This is a genomic window from Pseudomonas sp. Tav-5-1A (assembly GCF_055755055.1).
In genome coordinates this window covers 2,367,234-2,386,916 of sequence record NZ_CM146901.1, presented here as the reverse complement: position 1 = coordinate 2,386,916, position 19,683 = coordinate 2,367,234, and the positions used below count along the sequence as shown (strand labels likewise).

Here is a 19,683-nt window from a genome sequence, read left to right as displayed (position 1 = left end):
GGTTTCGGACTTGGGGCCCGGCGCGGTAAAGTCCAGCCTACCGCTCCCCTGCAAGGACCACCCATGCTGCGCCTGCCCGCCTTCCTCCTCACCTGCCTGCTCGCCGGCGCCACCCACGCCGCCACCCAGGCGCCGGTCTACGGCCCGGAGCTGCAAGGCTTCGACTACCCCTACCCGCTCAAGCATTTCGAATTCGACTCCCAGGGCAAGTCCCTGCAGATGGGCTACATGGACGTGCCCGCCAAGGGCCATGCCAACGGGCAGACCGTGCTGCTGATGCACGGCAAGAACTTCTGCGCCGCCACCTGGGGCACCTCGATCAAGGCACTGACCGAGGCCGGCTACCGGGTGGTGGCCGCCGACCAGATCGGCTTCTGCACCTCCAGCAAGCCCGACTACTACCAGTACAGCTTCCAGCAGCTGGCCAACAACACCCACGCGCTGCTGGCGTCCCTGGGCGTGGACAAGGTCACGGTGCTGGGCCACTCCACCGGCGGCATGCTGGCCACCCGCTACGCCCTGCTCTACCCCGACCAGGTGCAGCGCCTGGCCATGGTCAACCCCATCGGCCTGGAAGACTGGAAAGCCCTGGGTGTGCCTTACCGCACCGTCGACCAGTGGTTCGCACGCGAGGCCAGGCTCAACGCCGACGGCATCCGCAACTACGAGCGCAGCACCTATTACGCCGGGCGCTGGAAGCCCGAGTTCGAGCAATGGGTGACCATGCTCGCCGGCCTGAACGAGGGCCCGGGGCACAACCTGGTGGCGTGGAACTCGGCGCTGATCTACGACATGATCTTCACCCAGCCGGTGGTCTACGAGTTCAAGGACCTGAAGATGCCGACCCTGCTGCTGATCGGCGACGCCGACACCACCGCCATCGGCAGCGACATCGCGCCGCCCGAGGTGAAGGCGCGCATCGGCCACTACGCGGTGCTGGGCAAGCAGGTGAGCCAGGTCATCCCCCACGCCACCCTGGTGGAGTTCCATGGCCTGGGCCACGCCCCGCAGATGGAAGAACCCGAGCAGTTCCACAAGGCCCTGTTGGCCTGGCTGTCGAAAAACTGACCTTCAAGGAGCAAACGCCGTGCGCATAGCCGTGATTGATGACTGGCAGGACGTGGCCAGTGACGTGGTGGATTGGGCGCCGTTGCAGGCGCTGGGCCAGGTGGATTTCCTGCCGGACTACCCGGCGGACACCGAGACCATGGTGGCGCGCCTGGCGCCCTATGAGGTGATCTGCGTGATGCGCGAGCGCACCCTGTTCGACGCGGCGCTGCTGCGTGGCCTGGGTAACCTCAAGCTGCTGGTGACCGGCGGCATGCGCAACGCCGCCATTGACCTGGCCGCCGCCAAGGCGCTGGGCGTGCCGGTGGTGGGCACCGACAGCTACAAGCACGCCGCGCCCGAGCTGACCTGGGCGCTGATCATGGCCTCGACCCGCAACCTGCTGGCCGAAGCCACCTCGCTGCAGGCCGGCGGCTGGCAGATCGGCCTGGGCGGCGATCTGCACGGCAAGACCCTGGGCATTCTCGGCCTGGGCAGCATCGGCCAGAAGGTGGCGAACTTCGGCAAGGCGTTCGGCATGAACGTCATCGCCTGGAGCCAGAACCTCACCGCCGAGCACGCTGCCAGCGTCGGCGTGCAGTGGGTGAGCAAGCAGGAACTGTTCGCCCAGGCCGACATCCTCAGCGTGCATCTGGTGCTCAGCGACCGCACCCGCGGCCTGGTGGACCGCGAGGCGCTGGGCTGGATGAAACCCCGGGCACTGCTGGTGAACACCGCGCGCGGGCCGATCGTCGACGAAGACGCACTGGTGGAGGCCCTCAAGGCCAACCGCCTGGGCGGCGCCGCGCTGGACGTGTTCAGCGTCGAGCCGCTGCCCGCCGGCCACCCGTTCCGCACCCTGCCCAACGTGTTGGCCACGCCCCACGTGGGCTACGTCAGCGCCAACAACTACCGGCTGTTCTATAGCCAGATGATCGAGGACATCCTCGCATGGCACGCCGGCGCGCCCATCCGCTTACTGGCCTGACCACACCTGGGCCTCGGTCCAGCCCAGCTCGGCGAAATCGCGGGCGCGCAGGTGCGCCTCGCCTTCGCAGAAGAATTCGTCGAGCTGCGGCGGCTTGATGTCGGTGTCGGCCAGCATGGCGTGGACCTGGCCGCGATGGTGCACCTGGTGCTCGAACAGGTGCGCCAGCAGGCGCACGCGGGTGTCGCGCTGGGTGCGGTCGGGGCGCAGGATGGTTACGTGGCGGCCCAGGCTGTCGTCCTTGAGCAGCCGGCAATAGGCGATCAGCCGGTGGTCGGCCTGGGCCTGCTCGCGGTGCAGGGCCAGGCAGGTGTTGAACGGCTCCTCGGGCTCGAAGAAGCGCTCGCTGTCCAGCTCCGGGGCATCGCCGCCCTGTTCGCATTCCAGCGCCTGCAGGTAGAACCAGTCCACCGTGAGGATGTGGTTGAGGGTGGCCTTGATCGACGGAAAGAAGCTGCTGCGCGGCGCCAGGAACTCGTCCTGGCTCAGTTGCAGGCAGGCCTTGTACAGGCGGTGGTTGGCCCAGCCGTTGTTGTAGGCCTGGGCCAGCAGGTAATGAGACAAGGGATCGGCCATCGCGTGCTCCTCCTCAGCTGAAGCGTTGCAACTGCATCTCGCGCAGCCGGCTCAGGGTGCGCCGGAACGGGAATGCCAGGTACCCTTGAGTGTAGAGCGCATCCAGCGCCACCCGCGCCTCGATGTACAGCGGCACCTTGCGGTCGTAGCACTCGTCGACCAGGGCGATGAAGCGGCGCACGCCGTCGTCGTTGGGCGACAGCTGCGGCAGCTCGCGGTCGCCGGCCACCACCCGCTCCACGCCGTCCTCGGTGCCGCGGGCGATTTTTGCCGCGCGCTGCTCGGCGCCCAGGGCCGGGACTTCGCCCAGCAGGATGGCGCTGAACCGGTCGCACAGCTGCATGAAATCCATGGCCGCCCACGGCTGCTCGCACAGCTGCGCGTAGGTGCACCACAGCACGTGTTCACTCGCCCGCACCACCGGCAGCTGGCGATAGCCCACCGCCAGCGGCTGCGGCGAGGCCGCCTCCTCGCCCCTCAGCGCCTCGAACGTGCTGGCCAGGGCACCAGGATCATTGACCCAATAGCGCTGCAGCGCGGCGCCGGGGTGCAGGCGGTGGTCCTGGTCGCCGTCCACCGCCACCACCTGCATGTGCGCCTGGATGGCGCGGATGGCCGGCAGGAAGCGCTCGCGGTTGAAGCCGTCGGCGTAGAGTTGGTCCGGCGGCTGGTTGGAGGTGGCGACCACCGTCACCCCGGCGTCGAACAGCGCGGTCATCAGGCCGCCGAGGATGATGGCGTCGGCAATGTCGGTGACGAAAAACTCGTCGAAGCACAGCACGCGGATGTCCTTGGCCAGGCTGCCGGCCAGCACCTTCAGCGGGTCGCGCACGCTGTCCAGCTGGAACAGGTGCTGGTGCACCCAGGCCATGAAATGGTGAAAGTGCTGGCGCCGGGCGGGCACGGTCAGGCAGCCGTGGAACAGGTCCATGAGCCAGGTCTTGCCGCGGCCCACCGGGCCCCACAGGTACACGCCGGGGCACGGCTGGCCGGCTTCCACGGCGGCGAAACAGGCCTGTAACGCCTGGGCGGCACGGGCCTGGGCGGGGTCGTCGGCGTAGCCGCGGGCGCTGAGGGCTTGCTGGTAGGCGGTGAGTGGCTCAAGCATAAAACGTCCTGTAGATACTCCCGTAGCAGCCGCCAAAGGCTGCGTCCTGGCCCCGCGCACTACCTGACGCACTGTGCTGGCCATGACGCAGCCTTCGGCAGCTGCTACGGGTTGGCGGTTATTGCTGCAATCCTACTTTAAGCAGCTGGCCGTCGTCCGCATCGGTGAGCACGTAGAGGAAGCCGTCCGGGCCCTGGCGCACGTCGCGGATGCGCGCCTTCAGGCCGCCCAGCAGGCGCTCCTCGTGGCTGACCTTGTCGCCGTCGAAGGTCAGGCGGATCAGTTACTGGTCGGCCAGCGCGCCGATGAACAGGTCATGCTGCCAGGCCTTGAAGCGGTCGGCGTCGTAGAACGCCATGCCGCTGATGGCCGGGGATTTTGCCCAGACGTGCAGCGGGTCCTTGGCGCCCTTGAGCGTCTTGCCCTGGGCCTCGGGAATCGGCGCCAGGTTGTAGTTGATACCATGGGTGGCCAGCGGCCAGCCGTAGTTCTGCCCGCGCTCGATGACGTTGATCTCGTCACCACCGCGTGGCCCGTGCTCGTGGGTCCACAGGGTGCCGGTCCAGGGGTTCAGCGCCGCGCCCTGCTGGTTGCGGTGGCCGTAGGACCAGATCTCCGGGCGCGCGCCCTTCTGCCCCACGAAGGGGTTGTCGTCGGGCACGCGGCCGTCGGGGAAGATGCGCACCACCTTGCCCTGCAGCTTGCCCAGGTCCTGGGCGGTGGGCCGCTGGTTGTTCTCGCCCAGGGCGATGAACAGGTAGCCGTCGCGGTCGAACACCAGCCGCGAGCCGAAGTGCTCGCCGGTGGACAGCTTGGGCTGCTGGCGGAAGATCACCTGGAAGTTGTCCAGGCGGGTCAGGTCATCGGAGAGCTTGCCGCGGCCCACGGCAGTGCCGGCCTTGCCGTCCGGCCCGGCCTCGGCGAAGGACAAATAGACCAGGCGGTCTTCCCTGAACTGTGGCGACAGTGCCACGTCCAGCAGGCCGCCCTGCCCGTGCGCCCACACGCTGGGGCCGCCGCTGATGGGCGCCGACAGCTTGCCCTCGGGGCTGACCACCCGCAGGGTGCCCGGGCGCTCGGTTACCAGGAAGCCCTTGTGGTCGGGCAGGAAGGCCAGGGCCCAGGGGTGGTGCAGGCCCTCGGCCACCGGGGTAACGCTCAAGGGCCCTTGTTCGCTGGGGTAGGTGGCAGGTGCCGTGGCGGCGTGTACGGCGAAGGGCAGGCTTAGCAAGGCACTCAACAGAATCTGACGAAGCATGGGCTATTCCTTTCAGCGGTTGTCATCGCGCGCGGGGCGCTGGCTGTCGAAGTCGGGCTTGGCGGGGGTGCTGCGCAGGTTGTTGCCATTGCCGATGCCGCCGTTCTGCAACGTCGGCGGGTTGGGGTTGACCTGCTGGCGCAGGGCTGGCGAGGTGGGCGTGACCGGGCGGGTGCCCTGCATGCTGTTGGGGTTGGCGCGGCGCACGGCGCTGTTGTAGGGGTTGCTGGTGTCGGCCCAGGCGCTGGCGGCCGTGGCGGCCAGCAGCAGGGCGAGGATGGGCGGTAATGCTCGCATGGTGCCTTCTCCCGTTGACGAATCCTGACTATAGGCCCATTGGAACCGCTGCCTGGGTGAGCGTTCGATGAAACCTGCGTCAGAGTCGTAACATTTTGTGGCCAGCATCGGGCTACTGCGGCGAACGCGGGGGCTTGGTGGTGGTCTGACGCAGACAACAACACCTGTCTCGAGAATGTGATCATGCGTCGATTCGTACTGCCCGCCCTGCGCCACTACCTGCTGCTGATGATGGTGGTGGGCCTGAGCGCTTGCGCCCTGCTGCCACCCCAGGACCCGATCAACATCAACGTGGTGGGCATCGAGCCGTTGCAGGGCCAGGACCTGGAAGTGCGCTTCGCGGTGAAGATCCGCCTGCAGAACCCCAATGAAGACAGCTACACCTACAACGGCGTGGCCCTGAACCTGGACGTCAACGGCCGCCCGCTGGCGTCGGGCGTCAGCAATGAAAGCGGCACCCTGGCGCGGTTCTCCGAGACCATCGTCACCGTGCCGGTCAGCGTCACCGCCTTCAGCGTGCTGCGCCAGACCCTGGGCCTGAGCCAGACCCAGTCGCTGGACAACCTGCCTTACGAGCTGCACGGCAAGCTGGCCAACGGCGTGTTCGGCACCGTGCGCTTCAGCGACCACGGCACCCTGTCGCTGGCGCCGCTGGCGGGCGACAGCGCGCCGCAGCCGTCGCAGAACCCGTACAAGAACAGCCGTTGGCCTGCCGCCACCCCTTGATTACACTGCGGGGACTGACACGGAGTCCCCGCCATGCCCCCTGAGCTGCACACCGAACGCCTGCTGCTGACGCCGCTGCAACTGAGCGACGCCGCCGACATCCAGCGCCTGTTTCCCCAGTGGGAAGTGGTGCGCTACCTCGACAGCCACGTACCGTGGCCCTACCTCGCCGATGGCGCCCTGAGCTGGGTGCGTGATTGCGTGCTGCCAGCCGTGGCCGCGGGCAAGCAGTGGGAGTGGGCGATTCGCCTGCGCAGCGCGCCGCAGTCGCTGATCGGCTGCATCGGCCTGATGGATCAAACCGACAACCACCGGGGCTTCTGGCTGGCGCCCGCGTGGCAGGGCCAGGGTTACATGAGCGAGGCCTGCAGCGTGGTGACCCACTACTGGTTCGAGGTGCTGGACCGGCCCGTGCTGCGGGTGCCCAAGGCAGTGGCCAACGCCGGCTCGCGACGGGTGTCGGAGCGCGAGGGGATGCGGCTGGTGGGTGAAGCGCAGGGGGAGTTCGTGTGCGGGAGGCTGCAGCGCCAGTTGTGGGAATTGCGCCGCGAGGAGTGGCGACGCGGCCTTGTGGCCGCTGCTACAACAGGTTCATGACGGCGACGCGGCCGTCGGCCGCTGCTACAGGACCTGTAGCAGCGGCCAAAGGCCGCGTCCAGCGATCATTGATCGCGGTACGGCATATCTTCTTCCGGCCCCAGGTACACCGGCACGCGCCAGCCCACTTCACGCAGGGAATGCTGCACCTGGTTCTCCACGCCCAGAAGGGTGGCAAAGATGGCCATGCGCACGGCGATGCCGTTGTCGGTCTGCTTGAAGATGGCCAGGCGCGAGTCGTGGTTCAGGTCCACGCTCAGGTCGTTGGCGCCCGGGCGCGAGTCGCGCGGCAGCGGGTGCATGATCAGCGTGTGCGGGCCGCAGGTGGCGTTGACCAGGGCCTGGTTGATCTGGAAGTCGGCGCTGTAGCCTTCCAGGGTCTCGTCCTGGGCGAAGCGCTCTTTCTGGATGCGCGTGGCGTACACCACGTCGGCGCCCTTCAGCGCGGTGTGCAGGTCGTGGGACTGCTCCACGTGGTGGCCGTGGCTGGCCAGGTATTCCACCAGGTGGGTCGGCAGCATCAGCGACTGCGGCGACACCAGGGTGATGCGCAGGTTGCGGTACAGCGCCAGCAGCTTGCTCAGCGAGTGCACGGTGCGGCCGTACTTGAGGTCGCCGGCGAAGACGATGTGCGCGCCGTCGATCAGCTTGTCCAGGCGCGAGAACTCGCGCTGGATGGTGTACAGGTCCAGCAGCGCCTGGCTGGGGTGCTCGCCAGGGCCGTCACCGGCGTTGATCACCGGCACGTGGGTGGCCTGGGCAAATTCGGCGACCGCGCCCAGGTCGGGGTGGCGGACCACGATGGCGTCGGCATAGCCGGCGATGACGCGGCTGGTGTCGTGGATCGACTCGCCCTTGGCCATCGACGAGAAGGTGAAGCCGGTGGTGTCGCACACCGAGCCGCCCAGGCGCGCGAACGCCGAGCTGAAGCTCAGGCGCGTGCGGGTGCTGGCCTCGAAGAACAGGTTGGCCAACACCGCGCCTTCCAGCACGCGGGTGGTCTTCTGGCGGCGGGCGATGGGTTGCATGATATCGGCCACGCGCAGCAGGTCTTCCACCGAGTCGCGAGTGTAGCCGTCCACGGAAAGCAGGTGATGGCCCATTTCGCTGTTGGCGGCGTGAACGTGTACACCCTGTGTATCCAGCGCCACACCTTTCAGAATCTCCAGCATGAAGCGCTGGGCGATGTCGGGCATCTTGCGCATTTCCGGCGACTCGTCCGGCAGCAACCAGCTGTCCAACGCCCGGCGAGACACGCCAATGCGCTGCGCCAGGGCGTCGCGGGTGAAGTTGAGGCGGCGCATGGCATCGCGCAGGAAGACTTGCTGGGACATGGAGGGCGGACTCGGCTGGATATACACGCTGCGGATTATCCGCGCGCGCCTTGATCAGCGCAAGCGTGACCTGTGGGAGCTGGCTTGCCAGCGAGCTGTTGAGGCCCAAAAGCTCGCTGGCAAGCCAGCTCCCACACAATCAAGGGCGACTCAACAACGCCAGGCGCACCGCCAGCATGGTCAGCACCGTCGCCAGCCCCAGCGACTGCACCTTGGCCCAGCGCCCGTTGGCCGCCAGCCGCCGGTAAATAGCCGCGCCGAATACCGCCAGCAACGAATGAAACACCGTGGCGGTCAGCGCCAGCATCACCCCCAGCTGAATCAGCTGCCAGCCCACCTGGCCGCGCGCAGGCTCGACGAATTGCGGCAGGAACACCATGAAGAACAGCAGCGCCTTGGGGTTGAGCAGGCTGTTCAGCGTGGCCGAGAACAGAATGCGCGCCAGCGGCAGTTGCTCGCCGCGATTCAACGCGCCCAGGCCGCCACCGCGCAGGGTCTTGAACGCCAGCCACAGCAGGTAGAGCGCCCCGGCGTAGCGAATCAGGTCGAACGCCGGCGGCCAGCTGGCCACCAGCGCGGTCACGCCCGTGGCAGTCAGCACTGCCAGGCTGAGGTCGGCGATGGTGATGCCCAGCGCCGCCATCAAGCCGCCGCGCCAACCGCGGGCGATGGCCTGGCTGAGCACGAAGGCCATGTTCGGCCCCGGCGAGAGCAGCAACAGAATTACGGCCAGGAAAAACACTGGCAGCGTATCGAGGGAGATCATGATGTCGCGTCCTTGCCCTGGAAATTGAACCGCCAGCGTACGCGTGACGGGGCATGACGTCCCATAACAGTGAGGGGCAATTTCACCCGAGCAGTCGAGTTTCATTTTCCATGGGTTGACGCCGCCGCTCGGCATGGGGCACCGTAACGCCATGAACAACGCCCTGCGCACCACCTCGACCCGCACCACCACGACCGCCACCGGCGGGCCGTGCGGCGAGGCGTGAGCAACACCTGACACGCAACACCCAAGGCCCCGCCAGCAATGGTCGGGGCCTTTTTTGTGCCGCACCGGCGCTGGTCATTTCAAGGAGCAACACCATGGCTGCATTGAAGCTCAACCGCCCCGCCCTGCTGATCGTCGACGTCCAGGTCGGCCTGATCCACGGCCCGCAAAAGCCCTGGCAAGGCGAACGCCTGCTGGCCACCATCAACCAGGTCATCGCCCAGGCCCAGGCCGCCGGCGCGCCGATCCTGGCGGTGCGCCACACCGGTCCCGCCGGTTCGCCCATCGCCCAGGGCAGCCCGTTCTGGCAGGTGGCGCCCGAGCTGAACCTGGCCCACGGCAACATACGGCTGTTCGACAAGCAGGCCTCCAGCGCCTTCCAGGGCACCGACCTTGAGCAGTGGCTCAAGGCCGAGCAGGTGGAGGACCTGGTGATCGTCGGCCTCAAGACCCAGTACTGCGTCGACAGCGCCTGCCGCGCCGCCGCGCAGCTGGGTTTCAAGCCGGTGCTGGTGGCCGACGGCCACAGCTGCATGGACACCGACCTGCTGGCCGCCGAGGTGATCATCGCCCACCACAACCAGACCCTGCACGGCCCGATCGCCCGCGTGGCGGCGGCGGCCGAGCTGCAGTTCTGAGCCACTGGCGATAAAAAACCTGCTTGCAGGCCATGAAAAAACTGGCCTGCAAGCCCCCCACGGCAGCCCCTGGGGTTGGTATTGTTCCAGCTGGTCTGGAGCCGTGGTACGCGACTTGCTGGTTGCCTGCCACTTGCCAACATCGAGGTCCGCCGTGGCTGCCTACAACCTGCGTCAACTGAAGTACTTCATCACCACCGTCGAATACGGCAGCGTCGCCGAGGCGTCGCGCAAGCTGTACATCGCCCAGCCGTCGATCTCCACCGCCATCAAGGCGCTGGAAGACAGCTTCGGCGTGCAACTGCTGATCCGCCATCACGCCCAGGGCGTGTCCCTCACCCCCAGCGGCGCGCGCTTCTACCGCAAGGCCCAGGAACTGCTGCGCATGGCCCGCGAGTTCGAGCAGAACGCCCTGGCCGATAATGACGTGGTGGCCGGGCAGATCGACATCGGCTGCTTCGAGACCGTGGCGCCGCTGTACCTGCCGCAGCTGATCGCCGGCTTCAGCGCGCTCTACCCCGGCGTCGAGATCCGCATCCGCGACGGCGAACAACAGGAGCTGGTGCAAGGCCTGACCTCGGGCAGCTTCGATTTGGCCATCCTCTACAAGCACGACCTGGACAGCACCATCGAAACCGAGCCGCTGATGCCGGCCCAGCGCCCCTACGCCCTGCTGCCCGCCGACCACCGGTTCGCCCAGCAGGCCCAGGTGTCACTGCGCGACCTGGCCACCGAACCGATGATTTTGCTCGACGTGCAGCCCAGCCGTACCTATTTCGTCAGCCTGTTCGAAGAGCTGGGCCTGACCCCGCGCATCGCCTTCAGCTCGCCGTCCATCGAGATGGTCCGCGGCATGGTCGGCCAGGGCTTCGGCTTCTCGATCCTGGTCACCCGCCCGCACTCGGAATGCACCTACGACGGCAAGAAGGTGGTGTGCGTGGACATCGTCGAGGACGTCACCGGCTCCGGCCTGGTGGCTGCCTGGCTCAAGCGCGGGCAACTGACCAAGCCGGCGCAGCTGTTCGCCGACTACTGCCGCGAACAGCTCACAGCCAAGGCCACCGCCGCGCGCCCCGCCCCGTAACAGCAACTGTTATGCATTCACTTCCGGGCACCGCGGTGTTACCGACGCAGCCTGGCGGCAGCTGCTACAACCTGTGGGAGCTGGCTTGCCAGCGAGTTGTTGGGGCCATAAAAGCTCGCTGGCAAGCCAGCTCCCACAAGGGAAAGCAGCTATCATGCTTGGCATCCGGCCCTAAAAGGATTCCAGCCGCCCAATGCCGTTCTTCGCCAAAACGCCACGCCCGCCCCGCCCCCTGCGCCTGCTGGCCCCTTGGCTTGCCGGGGCGCTGCCGCTGGTACTGGGCCTGGGTATTCTGTACTGGCAGGCCGAGCGCGACCTTGCGGCCAACGCCCAGGACACCGCCGAGCAGGCCCTGGCGCAGTTCGACCTGATGCTGGACAACGTTGCCGAATCCGCCAACGCGCTGCTGCCCCTGGCTGGCCAGCCCTGCGCCGACGCCACCCTGGCCCTGCGCGAGCAGGTCACCCGCCGGCCTTTCGTGCGCTCCACCAACCTGGCGCTCGACGACCACCTGTATTGCAGCTCGCTGTTCGGCGAGTTCAGCGAGCCCATCAACCCCGGCGACTACGTCGACGGCCACCTGTGGCTGATGGACGGCAACCCGGTCACCCCCGGCCACGCGCTGCTGGTGTACCGCGCCTTCGACGACGACCAGACCGCCCTGGCTACCCTGGACGGCTACCACCTGGCCAACGCCCTGCGCATGATCGGCCGCGAGCAGCCGGTGCTGCTGCAGGTGGGCAACAGCTGGCTGGCCCCCGACGGCCAGGTGCACGACGCCCCCTTGCCGGCGTTCCCGGTAGCACCCACGCACCTGGGCTCCAGCCGCTACCCGCTAAGCGTGAGCACCGGCTACCCGGCCGGCGAGCCCTGGCGCTGGGTCAGCGCGCAATACCCCTTGCTGCTGGCCCTGCTGGTGCTGCTCGGCGTGTTGGCCGGCGGCCTGTGCCGCTGGCTGCTGAACCGCCCGCAGTCGCACCGCGCGGAAATCGCCCGGGCGCTGGAGGCCGACGAGTTCCTGCCCTATTACCAACCGGTGGTGCGCAGCCTCACCGGGCGCTGGTCCGGCGCCGAGGTGCTGATGCGCTGGCAGCACCCGCGTGAAGGCCTGGTGCCGCCGGACCTGTTCATTCCCTTCGCCGAGCACTCGGGGCAGATCGTGCCCATGACCCGCCGCCTGATGCGCCAGGTGGCCGAGGACCTGCGCCCCCACGCCGAGCTGCTGGAAGACGACTTCCACCTGGGCATCAACATCAGCGCCGAGCACTGCCAGGACCTGGCCCTGCTGGACGACTGCCGCGACTTCCTGCAAGGCTTCCCACCGGGGCGCATCACCCTGGTGCTGGAACTGACCGAACGCGAATTGATCCGCCCCAGCGCCGTCACCCACCAGCTGTTCGAGGCCCTGCACAACCTGGGCGTGATGATCGCCATCGACGATTTCGGCACCGGCCACTCCAGCCTGGCCTACCTGCGCGAGTTCAAGGTGGACTACCTGAAGATCGACCAGAGCTTCGTCGCCACCATCGGCAAGGATGCGCTGTCGGGGCACATCGTCGACAGCATCATCGAACTGTCCGGCAAGCTCGACCTGGGCATCGTCGCCGAGGGCGTGGAGGACGAGGTGCAGCGCGAGTACCTGGTGCAGCGGCAGGTGGAGTTCCTGCAGGGCTACCTGTTCGGCAGACCAATGCCCATCGACGCCTTCCTGCAAACCCTGCGAACCCCGTAGCAGCTGCCGCAGGCGGCGCCCCGCCACAAAATGAGGCATCGCGCCCCATTTTGGTGACACGCCCTGCCCCACAATGAGATCATTGCCGGCCTTACCTGCCCGTTCCACCCCGCGCTCCAGAGGCTCTCTTGTCCAAAGGCATCATCTCGTCCGTCACAGCGTCCAGCCTGTTCGCCGTGATGTACTTCTATACCTCGCTGCTCACCCCGCTCACCGGCGAAGAAATCTTCGGCTGGCGCATCCTGCTGACCGTGCCCTGCGTGACGCTGTTCCTGCTGATCACCCGCGACTTCAAGCTGGCCGTGGGCCTGCTCAAGCGCATGCGCGAGCGGCCGATCCTGCTGCTGGGCAGCATCGGCACCGCGTCGCTGCTGGGCGTGCAGCTGTGGCTGTTTCTCTGGGCGCCGCTGCATGGCCGCAGCCTGCCGGTGTCACTGGGCTATTTCCTGCTGCCGCTGACCATGGTGCTGACCGGGCGGCTGGTCTACGGCGAACGGCTGTCGTACCTGCAGAAGGTGGCGGTGGGCTTCGCCCTGTGCGGCGTAGGGCATGAACTGTGGGTGCACGGCAGCTTCGCCTGGGAGACCCTGCTGGTGGCGTCCGGCTACCCGGCCTACTTCGTGCTGCGGCGCAAATGCCAGACCGACCACCTGGGCGGCCTGTGGACCGACATGTGCCTGATGATGATCCCGGCCACCTGGTTCGTCACCACCGGCCCGCTGTCGGCTGCCGACATGCTCCAGCACCCGGCCCTGTACGGCCTGATTCCGGTGCTGGGCATGATCAGCGCCCTGGCGCTGGTGTCCTACGTCATGGCCAGCCGCCTCCTGCCGTTCAGCCTGTTCGGCCTGCTCAGCTACGTGGAACCGGTGCTGCTGGTGGGCGTGGCGCTGCTGCTGGGCGAAAGCATCGCCCGTGACCAGTGGTGGACGTATATCCCGATCTGGCTGGCGGTGGTGGTGCTGATCATCGAAGGCTTCAAGCACCTGGTGCGTTCGCGGCGGCGCAGCATGTAATTCAAGGGTGCACCAGCAGCAACACCGCGCTGATGCTCAGAAATGACGCCAGCGTGGTCAGCACCAGCGCCGCCGCGCAGCGCCCTTCCAAACCGAAGCGCTGCCCCAGGATGGGGTAGACGCTCATCATCGGCGCGCTGGCGATCACCACGCCGGCCAGCATCATCGGCGCCGGCACGTCGGCCAGCAGCCAGAACATCAGCCCCAGCAGCAGCGGGTGCACCAGCAGCTTGCCGGCGCCGATCAGCCCCAATTCGTTGAGCTGCCCGCGCACCTTGGTGCCGTACAGCACGCCGCCGATCACGAACAGCGCCGCCGGCGCCGAGGCCTGGGCCAGCATATCGATGACCTTCAGCGGCGCCACCGGGATCTGCACCCGCGCCAGCGACAGCGCGCCGCCGACGATGATCGACACGATCAGCGGGTTGCGGCCCAGGCGCTTGAGGGTTTCGACCATCACCCGCCGCGCCGAGCCGCCCTGCTGCTCCCCGGCCTCGGCCATGGCCAGCGCCAGCGGGATCATCACCAGGTTCTCGATGACCATGCCCAGCGCCAGCCCCACCACCGCCGGTGGCCCGGCGACCATGGCGGCGATGGGGTAGCCGATGAAGCCGCTGTTGGACACCGACATGCCCATGCCGGCGATGGCAGCGTTGGCCACGCTGGCCTGGCGCAAGCGGCGGAAGACCAAAAAGCCGGCGGCGAAGCTGCCCAGCGACGCCAGGCCGTAGGCCAGCAGGTAGTGGTAGTTGAAGACCTCGCTGATGGGCCGCTGGGCCAGCGCGCGGATCACCAGCGCCGGCAGGCAGAAGACAATGACGAAGGTGCCGACGCCGCGCACCTGTTCGCGGCTCAGCAGCTTGAGCGCCGTGGCCAGGTAGCCCAGGGCGATGATGATGAAGATCGGTGCGGTGATGGCGAGCACGTCTAGCAACGACTGGTTTCCTTTTGGGCGCGGCCTGCGGCCGCTGCTACGGGAGCCTCGCGATCAATCCTGGCGCACGTCGACCTGTTCATGACTGTGGCACGCCTGGGCGATGGCTTCCACCACCCGCAGGTTCTGCAACCCGTCGCGCACGCTCACCAGCGGCTGCGCCTGGCCGCGGATCACCTGGCAGAAATGCGCCAGCTGGCGCGCCAGCGGGTCGGCGCGGTCCTGGCGCAGTTGTTCGCTGATGAACGGCTTCCACCACGAACGGTCCTCGGGGCTGCCATAGCGCTTGAGGCGCATGGTGGGCACCGACAGCTGGCCGAAGGTGCCGGTGATCACGTAGCAGTCCTCGTCATCGTAGTGGCTGTAGGTCTTGTTCTCCTGGCTGGTCTGCTCCCAGCTGCGCGGGCTGGCGGCGGTGTCCGAGAGCAGGAAACTGCCCAGCGCGCCGCTGGCGAAGCGCAGGCTGATGGCCACCGTGTCTTCCACCTCGAAGCCGCGGGTGGCGTGGGAGGCCATGGCCTGCACCGCGACGATCTCGCCGCACAGCGAGCGCAGGTTGCCGATCTCGTGGATCAGGTTGAGCAAAATCGGCCCGCCGCCGACCTGGGTGCGCCACGGGCCTGCGGCGAAGTATTCATCGGGCTTGTAGAACAGCGCCGTGCCCATCACCGCCACCAGGTTGCCCAGCAGGCCATCGGCGATCACTTGCCGGGCCTGGGCCAGGATCGGGCTGTGGGCGCGGTGATGGCCCACCAGCAACGGCGTGTCCGCGGCGCGACTGGCCGCGTACAGCCGCTCGCCTTCCTCCAGGGTGTGCGCTAGCGGCTTCTCGATCAGCGCCGGCACCCGCGCGGCCAGGCACTCGAAGGCCTGGGGCACGTGCAAGGCGTTGGGCGTGGCGAGAATGACGCCATCGGGACGAAACTCGGCGAACAGCGCCTCCAGCGAGGTGAACAACGGCACCTGCAGGCGCGCCGCCAATTCCACCGCGGCCGGTGATGGGTCGACAATGGCCGCCAGCTGGCATTCGTGGCTGGCCTGGATCTGTTCGATATGGAAGTGGCCGATGGCACCGGCGCCGGCTACGGCAATGCGAAGAAGGGACATAAGGGGCTCTGATTATTCTTGGGGATTATTCTGGCTGAGCAATGGCCATAGCTTAATCAATCGCGATCAGGACATAATCGGCCATTATGAAGATTCAGAATGCGCAATTAGCGAACAATTCACCTTTCCTGCGCGACCTGCAGTTGTTTTGCAGCGTGGCCCGGCATGCCAGTTTTGTCACGGCGGCCCAGGAGAGCGGCATCTCCCCGGCCCACCTGAGCAAGCGCATCGCGCTGCTGGAGGCATCGCTGGGGGTCAAGCTGTTCCAGCGTACCACGCGCCGGGTCAACATCACCGCCGACGGCGAGACCGCCTTCACCTGGGCGCAGACCCTGCTGGGCAACGTCGACGACATGCTGCAGGCGCTGTCCGGGGTGCGCAACGAGCCGCGCGGTGCCCTGCGCATCAGCACCAGCCTGCGCCTGGGCCGCGAGTACATCGCGCCGGTGATGGCGCGCCTGCGCCAGCGCTACCCGGCGCTGGAGGTGTGGCTGGAACTGCTGGACCGGCGCGCCGACCTGATCGCCGAGAACTTCGACATCGACATCCGCGTGGGCGAGGTGCTGGAACAGCACCTGATCGCCCACCGCATCACCAGCAGCTACCGCATCCTCTGCGCCGCCCCCGCCTACATCGAACGCATGGGCAGCCCGCGCAGCCTGGCCGAACTGGCCCAGCACGACTGCCTGCTGTTCCGCGAGCGCGACCAGCGCTTCGGCCTATGGCGCCTGCACGGCAGCGCCGGCGAGGAAAGCGTGAAGGTCACCGGGCCCATGGCCTCCAACCACAGCGACGTGGTGCGCCAGTGGGCCCACGAGGGCTACGGCATCATCATGGCCTCGGTGTGGGACGTGGCCGCCAGCCTCAAGGCCGGCGAGCTGGTGCAGGTGCTGCCCGGCTACCGCCAGCCGGCGGACGTGTGGGCGGTAACCACCGCGCGCGGCGGCGAGTCGGAGAAGATTCGCGTGTGTATCGAATTCCTCAAGGAAGCCCTCACCCAGGGCCCGCAAACCCTGCTGACGCCACAATAACGCCCCGCGAACCACCGTAGCCGCTGCCGCAGGCTGCGCTGGCCCTTGCCCACGCTGGAGATCTTCAGTGTACTCGAGGGCCAGCGCAGCCTGGCGGCAGCGGCTACGCAGCGGTGTCGCGGCCGTGGGCATCGAGATATTCCTGACCTTTTATTCAATTCTGGTACGAAGGTGCAACAATTGGCACACTTCTTTCTAATGGTTTTCGACCGCGGTGTCAGGATCCCCTTTTCATTGGATCCGCAGGTGCACACAATGCACCATTTGCTAACAACGGGCAGCTACCCTGTCCATTACCAGTGCAGAAATTCCGCCAAAAGCGGTAGAACAGGAAGTCGGATCTATGTTCGAAGTGCCGTCCTCAATCAGGTTGTTGCTGTCCCGCTTCAGCCAGGCCCACGCGGGCCATTTCCACTCCCTGCGCTACGTCCGCCAGGACAGCCTGGGCCTGTCGGTCACCCGTAACGTCGTCGACCCACCGCGCCGCCACCGCAGCAGCGGCGTGATGCTGTGCGTGCGGGTCAACGGCAACGAAGCGTTCGCCGCCACCAGCGACCTCACCGAAAAAGGCCTGGAGCACGCCTACGACCAGGCGCTGCTGCTGGCCCACGCCATGGGCCAGCGCGCCCTGCTGAGCCTGCCGCCGTTGCAGGGCAACGCCGTGCACACCCGCTACAGCTCGCCGGCCGCCGACCAGCCGCTGCCCGATGCCGGGCACTGGCTGGAGGTGCTGCGCGCCGAATCGGCGCGCGTGCCGCAGCACGAACGCCTGGTGAACTGGTCGGCCAGCCTGGGCATCACCGACAGCCAGCAGCTGTACGTGGACAGCACCGGCAGCGAGATCGCCAGCCACAAGCGGCTGTTCTTCCCCGAACTGGACGTGACCGCCTTCGACGGCCAGCAGAGCCAGCGCCGCACCTGGGCCATCGCCCGCCAGGGTGGCAGCGAGCTGGTGCATGAGTCGGGCTTCATCGGCCAGATCGAACAGGTGGCCGACCAGGCCCTGCAATTGCTGGCTGCGCCCAACACCCCGGAAGGCCCGCGCGACCTGCTGCTGATGCCTGACCAGATGATTCTGCAGATCCACGAGTCCATCGGCCACCCGCTGGAGCTGGACCGCATCCTGGGCGATGAGCGCAACTACGCTGGCACCAGTTTCGTTACCCAGGACATGTTCGGCAGCTACCAGTACGGCTCGCCGCTGCTCAACGTCAGCTTCGACCCGCAGGTGCCGGACGAGCTGGCCAGCTACAGCCACGACGACGAAGGCACGCCGGCGCACAAGCACCTGCTGATCGAAGCCGGCGTACTCAAGCGCCCCCTGGGCGGCGCCCTGTCCCAGGCACGCAGCGGCCTGGCCGGGGTGGCCAACAGCCGCGCCTGCGACTGGAACCGCCCGCCCATCGACCGCATGGCCAACCTCAACGTCGAGCCCGGCGACCAGAGCCTGGCGCAGATGATCGGCAACATCGAGCACGGAATCCTCATGGCCACCAACCGCTCCTGGTCCATCGACCAGGCCCGCAACAAGTTCCAGTTCGGCTGTGAATGGGCCCAGCTGATCGAAAACGGCGAGCTGGCCGGCGTGGTCAAGAACCCCAACTACCGCGGTATTTCCTCGCAGTTCTGGCGCAACCTCAGCGCCGTTGGCGACCGTTCCACCTTCGAGGTGATGGGCACCCCCAACTGCGGCAAGGGCGAACCCAACCAGGCGGTCACCGTGGGGCACGCGTCGCCGCCCTGCGTGTTCAAGCAGATCGACGTGTTCGGGGGGCAAGCGTGATGAATCACACTCTCTACCGCCGCTCCTTCGACATGCTGGAACAATGGCTGCACACCCAACTGGCCGCGGGCGAGCATTTCTCGCTGTGGTTCAGCGCCGAGGACTCGCAGTTCATTCGCTTCAACCACGGCCAGGTGCGCCAGGCCAGCCAGGTGCTGCAGATCGACGCCACCTTGCGCCTGATCCACAACGAGCGCCATGCCAGCGACACGCTCAACCTGACCGGCGACGTGGCCACCGACCGCGAGCGCCTGGGCGAAGCCCTGGCTGGCCTGCGCACGCTGCTGCAAGTGCTGCCGCCCGACCCGTACCTGCAACTGGACAACCAGGTGTTCGCCAGCGACCGCGTGCCCGAGGGCAGCCTGCCCAGCGCCGACGCGCTGATCGAGCAAGTGGGTGCGCTCAGCCAGGGCCTGGACATGGTCGGCATCTACGCCGGCGGCCCGATGTACCGGGGCTTCGCCAGTTCCTGGGGCGGCCGCGGTTGGCACGTGGCGATCAGCGCCAGCCTGGACTTCAGCCTGTTCCATGAGAACGGCGAGGCGGTGAAGATCACCTACGCTGCCAGCGAATGGGACGCCGACGAACTGGCCGCGCAATTCGCCCAAGGCCGCGAGCAACTGGCGCACCTGGGCAAGCCACGCAAGACCCTGGCGCCCGGCCAGTACCGCGCCTACCTGGCGCCGGCCGCCGTGGAAGAAATCATCGGCATGCTGCAATGGGACGGCTTCTCCGCCCGCGCCCTGGCCACCCGCCACAGCCCGCTGCAGGCCCTGCAGCTGAAAACCGCCAGCCTGTCGCCCCAGGTCAGCATCAGTGAGATGGCCTCCACCGGCCTTGAGCCGCTGTTCAACAGCGAAGGCAGCCTGCGCCAGGACCAGGCGCTGATCGAGCACGGCCACCTGGTGGGCCAAATGGTCAGCTCGCGCTCGGCCCAGGAATACCACCTGGAAGCCAACGGCGCCGACACCTATGAAAAGCCTTCCTCGCTGGTGATGGCCGGCGGCGACCTGCCCAGCGCCGAGGTGCTACAAGCGCTGGGCACCGGCCTGTACATCGGCAACCTGTGGTACCTGAACTACTCCGACATTGGCCTGGCGCGCATGACCGGCATGACCCGCTTCGCCAGTTTCTGGGTGGAAGACGGCAAGATCGTCGCGCCCATCGACACCATGCGTTTCGATGACAGCGTCTACGACCTGTTCGGCGCCAACCTGCTGGCCCTGACCCGCGAGCAGAGCCTGCGCATCAGCACCAGCACCTACTCGCAACGCGACGCCCAGACCCTGCTGCTGCCGGGCGCGTTGATCGAGCGTTTCACCCTCACGCTGTAGACCGTGCGGTAGACCCCGGGGCCAGGCCTGGCCCCAGGGGCTTTTTATTACTGTTATTCGCCTGTGTGCCTGACGCCAACTTGAAAGACTGTTTTCACTAAC

18 protein-coding genes and 1 pseudogene are annotated in these 19,683 nt (G+C 67.2%); 11 read left to right on the top strand and 8 right to left on the bottom strand.

The window, feature by feature from the left end:
- Nucleotides 1-63 precede the first annotated feature (63 nt).
- Together AC0J42_RS10910 and AC0J42_RS10905 are read left to right on the top strand one after the other, a co-directional pair.
- Nucleotides 64-1,068 carry an alpha/beta fold hydrolase gene (locus tag AC0J42_RS10910; RefSeq protein ID WP_473006140.1) on the top strand — a complete coding sequence of 335 codons (1,005 nt, stop codon included), beginning with the start codon at nt 64-66 and terminating at the stop codon, nt 1,066-1,068.
- A 19-nt stretch (nt 1,069-1,087) separates the two neighbouring features.
- Nucleotides 1,088-2,035 (top strand): D-2-hydroxyacid dehydrogenase family protein, encoded by a 948-nt coding sequence (locus AC0J42_RS10905; protein ID WP_473006139.1) that lies wholly within the window; start codon nt 1,088-1,090, stop codon nt 2,033-2,035.
- Here the strand turns inward: AC0J42_RS10905 and AC0J42_RS10900 are convergent.
- From AC0J42_RS10900 to AC0J42_RS10885, 4 genes and pseudogenes are all read right to left on the bottom strand, one after another.
- The gene (locus tag AC0J42_RS10900) at nt 2,024-2,611 is read right to left on the bottom strand and encodes a DinB family protein (RefSeq protein WP_473006138.1); all 588 of its coding nucleotides are present in this window, start codon (nt 2,609-2,611) and stop codon (nt 2,024-2,026) included. The genes AC0J42_RS10905 and AC0J42_RS10900 overlap by 12 nt on opposite strands.
- Before the next feature lie 13 nt (nt 2,612-2,624).
- The gene (gene zapE, locus AC0J42_RS10895) at nt 2,625-3,719 is read right to left on the bottom strand and encodes a cell division protein ZapE (RefSeq protein ID WP_473006137.1); all 1,095 of its coding nucleotides are present in this window, start codon (nt 3,717-3,719) and stop codon (nt 2,625-2,627) included.
- 118 nt (nt 3,720-3,837) lie between these two features.
- Nucleotides 3,838-4,977, bottom strand: a pseudogene (locus tag AC0J42_RS10890) (PQQ-dependent sugar dehydrogenase).
- Nucleotides 4,978-4,989: 12 nt separating this feature from the next.
- Nucleotides 4,990-5,274: a hypothetical protein gene (locus AC0J42_RS10885; RefSeq protein WP_416423570.1), complete on the bottom strand. Its 285-nt coding sequence runs from the start codon at nt 5,272-5,274 to the stop codon at nt 4,990-4,992.
- A 183-nt stretch (nt 5,275-5,457) separates the two neighbouring features.
- Here AC0J42_RS10885 and AC0J42_RS10880 point away from each other — a divergent pair, with 183 nt between their 5' ends.
- The gene (locus tag AC0J42_RS10880; RefSeq protein ID WP_473006136.1) at nt 5,458-6,000 is read left to right on the top strand and encodes an LEA/WHy family protein; all 543 of its coding nucleotides are present in this window, start codon (nt 5,458-5,460) and stop codon (nt 5,998-6,000) included.
- A gap of 33 nt (nt 6,001-6,033) precedes the next feature.
- Entirely contained in the window at nt 6,034-6,597 is a 564-nt protein-coding gene (locus AC0J42_RS10875; RefSeq protein WP_473006135.1) for a GNAT family N-acetyltransferase, read from the top strand.
- A 65-nt stretch (nt 6,598-6,662) separates the two neighbouring features.
- On the opposite strand, the gene AC0J42_RS10870 is transcribed toward AC0J42_RS10875, so the two are convergent.
- Together AC0J42_RS10870 and AC0J42_RS10865 are read right to left on the bottom strand one after the other, a co-directional pair.
- Nucleotides 6,663-7,931 carry an aspartate carbamoyltransferase gene (locus tag AC0J42_RS10870; protein WP_416423567.1) on the bottom strand — a complete coding sequence of 423 codons (1,269 nt, stop codon included), beginning with the start codon at nt 7,929-7,931 and terminating at the stop codon, nt 6,663-6,665.
- 139 nt (nt 7,932-8,070) lie between these two features.
- Complete coding sequence (locus AC0J42_RS10865) at nt 8,071-8,697, bottom strand: LysE family translocator (protein WP_416423566.1); 627 nt, start codon at nt 8,695-8,697, stop codon at nt 8,071-8,073.
- Nucleotides 8,698-9,017: 320 nt separating this feature from the next.
- Here AC0J42_RS10865 and AC0J42_RS10860 point away from each other — a divergent pair, with 320 nt between their 5' ends.
- From AC0J42_RS10860 to rarD, 4 genes are all read left to right on the top strand, one after another.
- The gene (locus AC0J42_RS10860) at nt 9,018-9,560 is read left to right on the top strand and encodes a cysteine hydrolase family protein (RefSeq protein WP_473006134.1); all 543 of its coding nucleotides are present in this window, start codon (nt 9,018-9,020) and stop codon (nt 9,558-9,560) included.
- Between the two features lie 154 nt (nt 9,561-9,714).
- Entirely contained in the window at nt 9,715-10,644 is a 930-nt protein-coding gene (locus AC0J42_RS10855; RefSeq protein WP_416423564.1) for a LysR family transcriptional regulator, read from the top strand.
- A 193-nt stretch (nt 10,645-10,837) separates the two neighbouring features.
- Nucleotides 10,838-12,376 carry an EAL domain-containing protein gene (locus AC0J42_RS10850; RefSeq protein WP_473006133.1) on the top strand — a complete coding sequence of 513 codons (1,539 nt, stop codon included), beginning with the start codon at nt 10,838-10,840 and terminating at the stop codon, nt 12,374-12,376.
- Nucleotides 12,377-12,504: 128 nt separating this feature from the next.
- Complete coding sequence (gene rarD, locus AC0J42_RS10845) at nt 12,505-13,392, top strand: EamA family transporter RarD (protein WP_473006132.1); 888 nt, start codon at nt 12,505-12,507, stop codon at nt 13,390-13,392.
- Nucleotide 13,393: 1 nt separating this feature from the next.
- Here the strand turns inward: rarD and AC0J42_RS10840 are convergent, their stop codons facing one another.
- Together AC0J42_RS10840 and AC0J42_RS10835 are read right to left on the bottom strand one after the other, a co-directional pair.
- Nucleotides 13,394-14,326 carry an AEC family transporter gene (locus AC0J42_RS10840; protein WP_473006131.1) on the bottom strand — a complete coding sequence of 311 codons (933 nt, stop codon included), beginning with the start codon at nt 14,324-14,326 and terminating at the stop codon, nt 13,394-13,396.
- A 54-nt stretch (nt 14,327-14,380) separates the two neighbouring features.
- Entirely contained in the window at nt 14,381-15,433 is a 1,053-nt protein-coding gene (locus AC0J42_RS10835) for a Gfo/Idh/MocA family protein (RefSeq protein WP_473006129.1), read from the bottom strand.
- An 86-nt stretch (nt 15,434-15,519) separates the two neighbouring features.
- Here AC0J42_RS10835 and AC0J42_RS10830 point away from each other — a divergent pair, with 86 nt between their 5' ends.
- From AC0J42_RS10830 to AC0J42_RS10820, 3 genes are all read left to right on the top strand, one after another.
- Nucleotides 15,520-16,464: a LysR family transcriptional regulator gene (locus tag AC0J42_RS10830; RefSeq protein ID WP_473006128.1), complete on the top strand. Its 945-nt coding sequence runs from the start codon at nt 15,520-15,522 to the stop codon at nt 16,462-16,464.
- A gap of 343 nt (nt 16,465-16,807) precedes the next feature.
- Nucleotides 16,808-18,247, top strand: a complete 1,440-nt coding sequence (locus AC0J42_RS10825) for a TldD/PmbA family protein (protein ID WP_416423558.1) — start codon at nt 16,808-16,810, stop codon at nt 18,245-18,247.
- A complete protein-coding gene (locus tag AC0J42_RS10820) occupies nt 18,247-19,581 on the top strand; it encodes a TldD/PmbA family protein (protein ID WP_473006127.1) in 1,335 nt (444 codons plus the stop codon). The genes AC0J42_RS10825 and AC0J42_RS10820 overlap by 1 nt, the downstream gene beginning before the upstream one ends.
- The last annotated feature ends 102 nt before the right edge of the window (nt 19,582-19,683 follow it).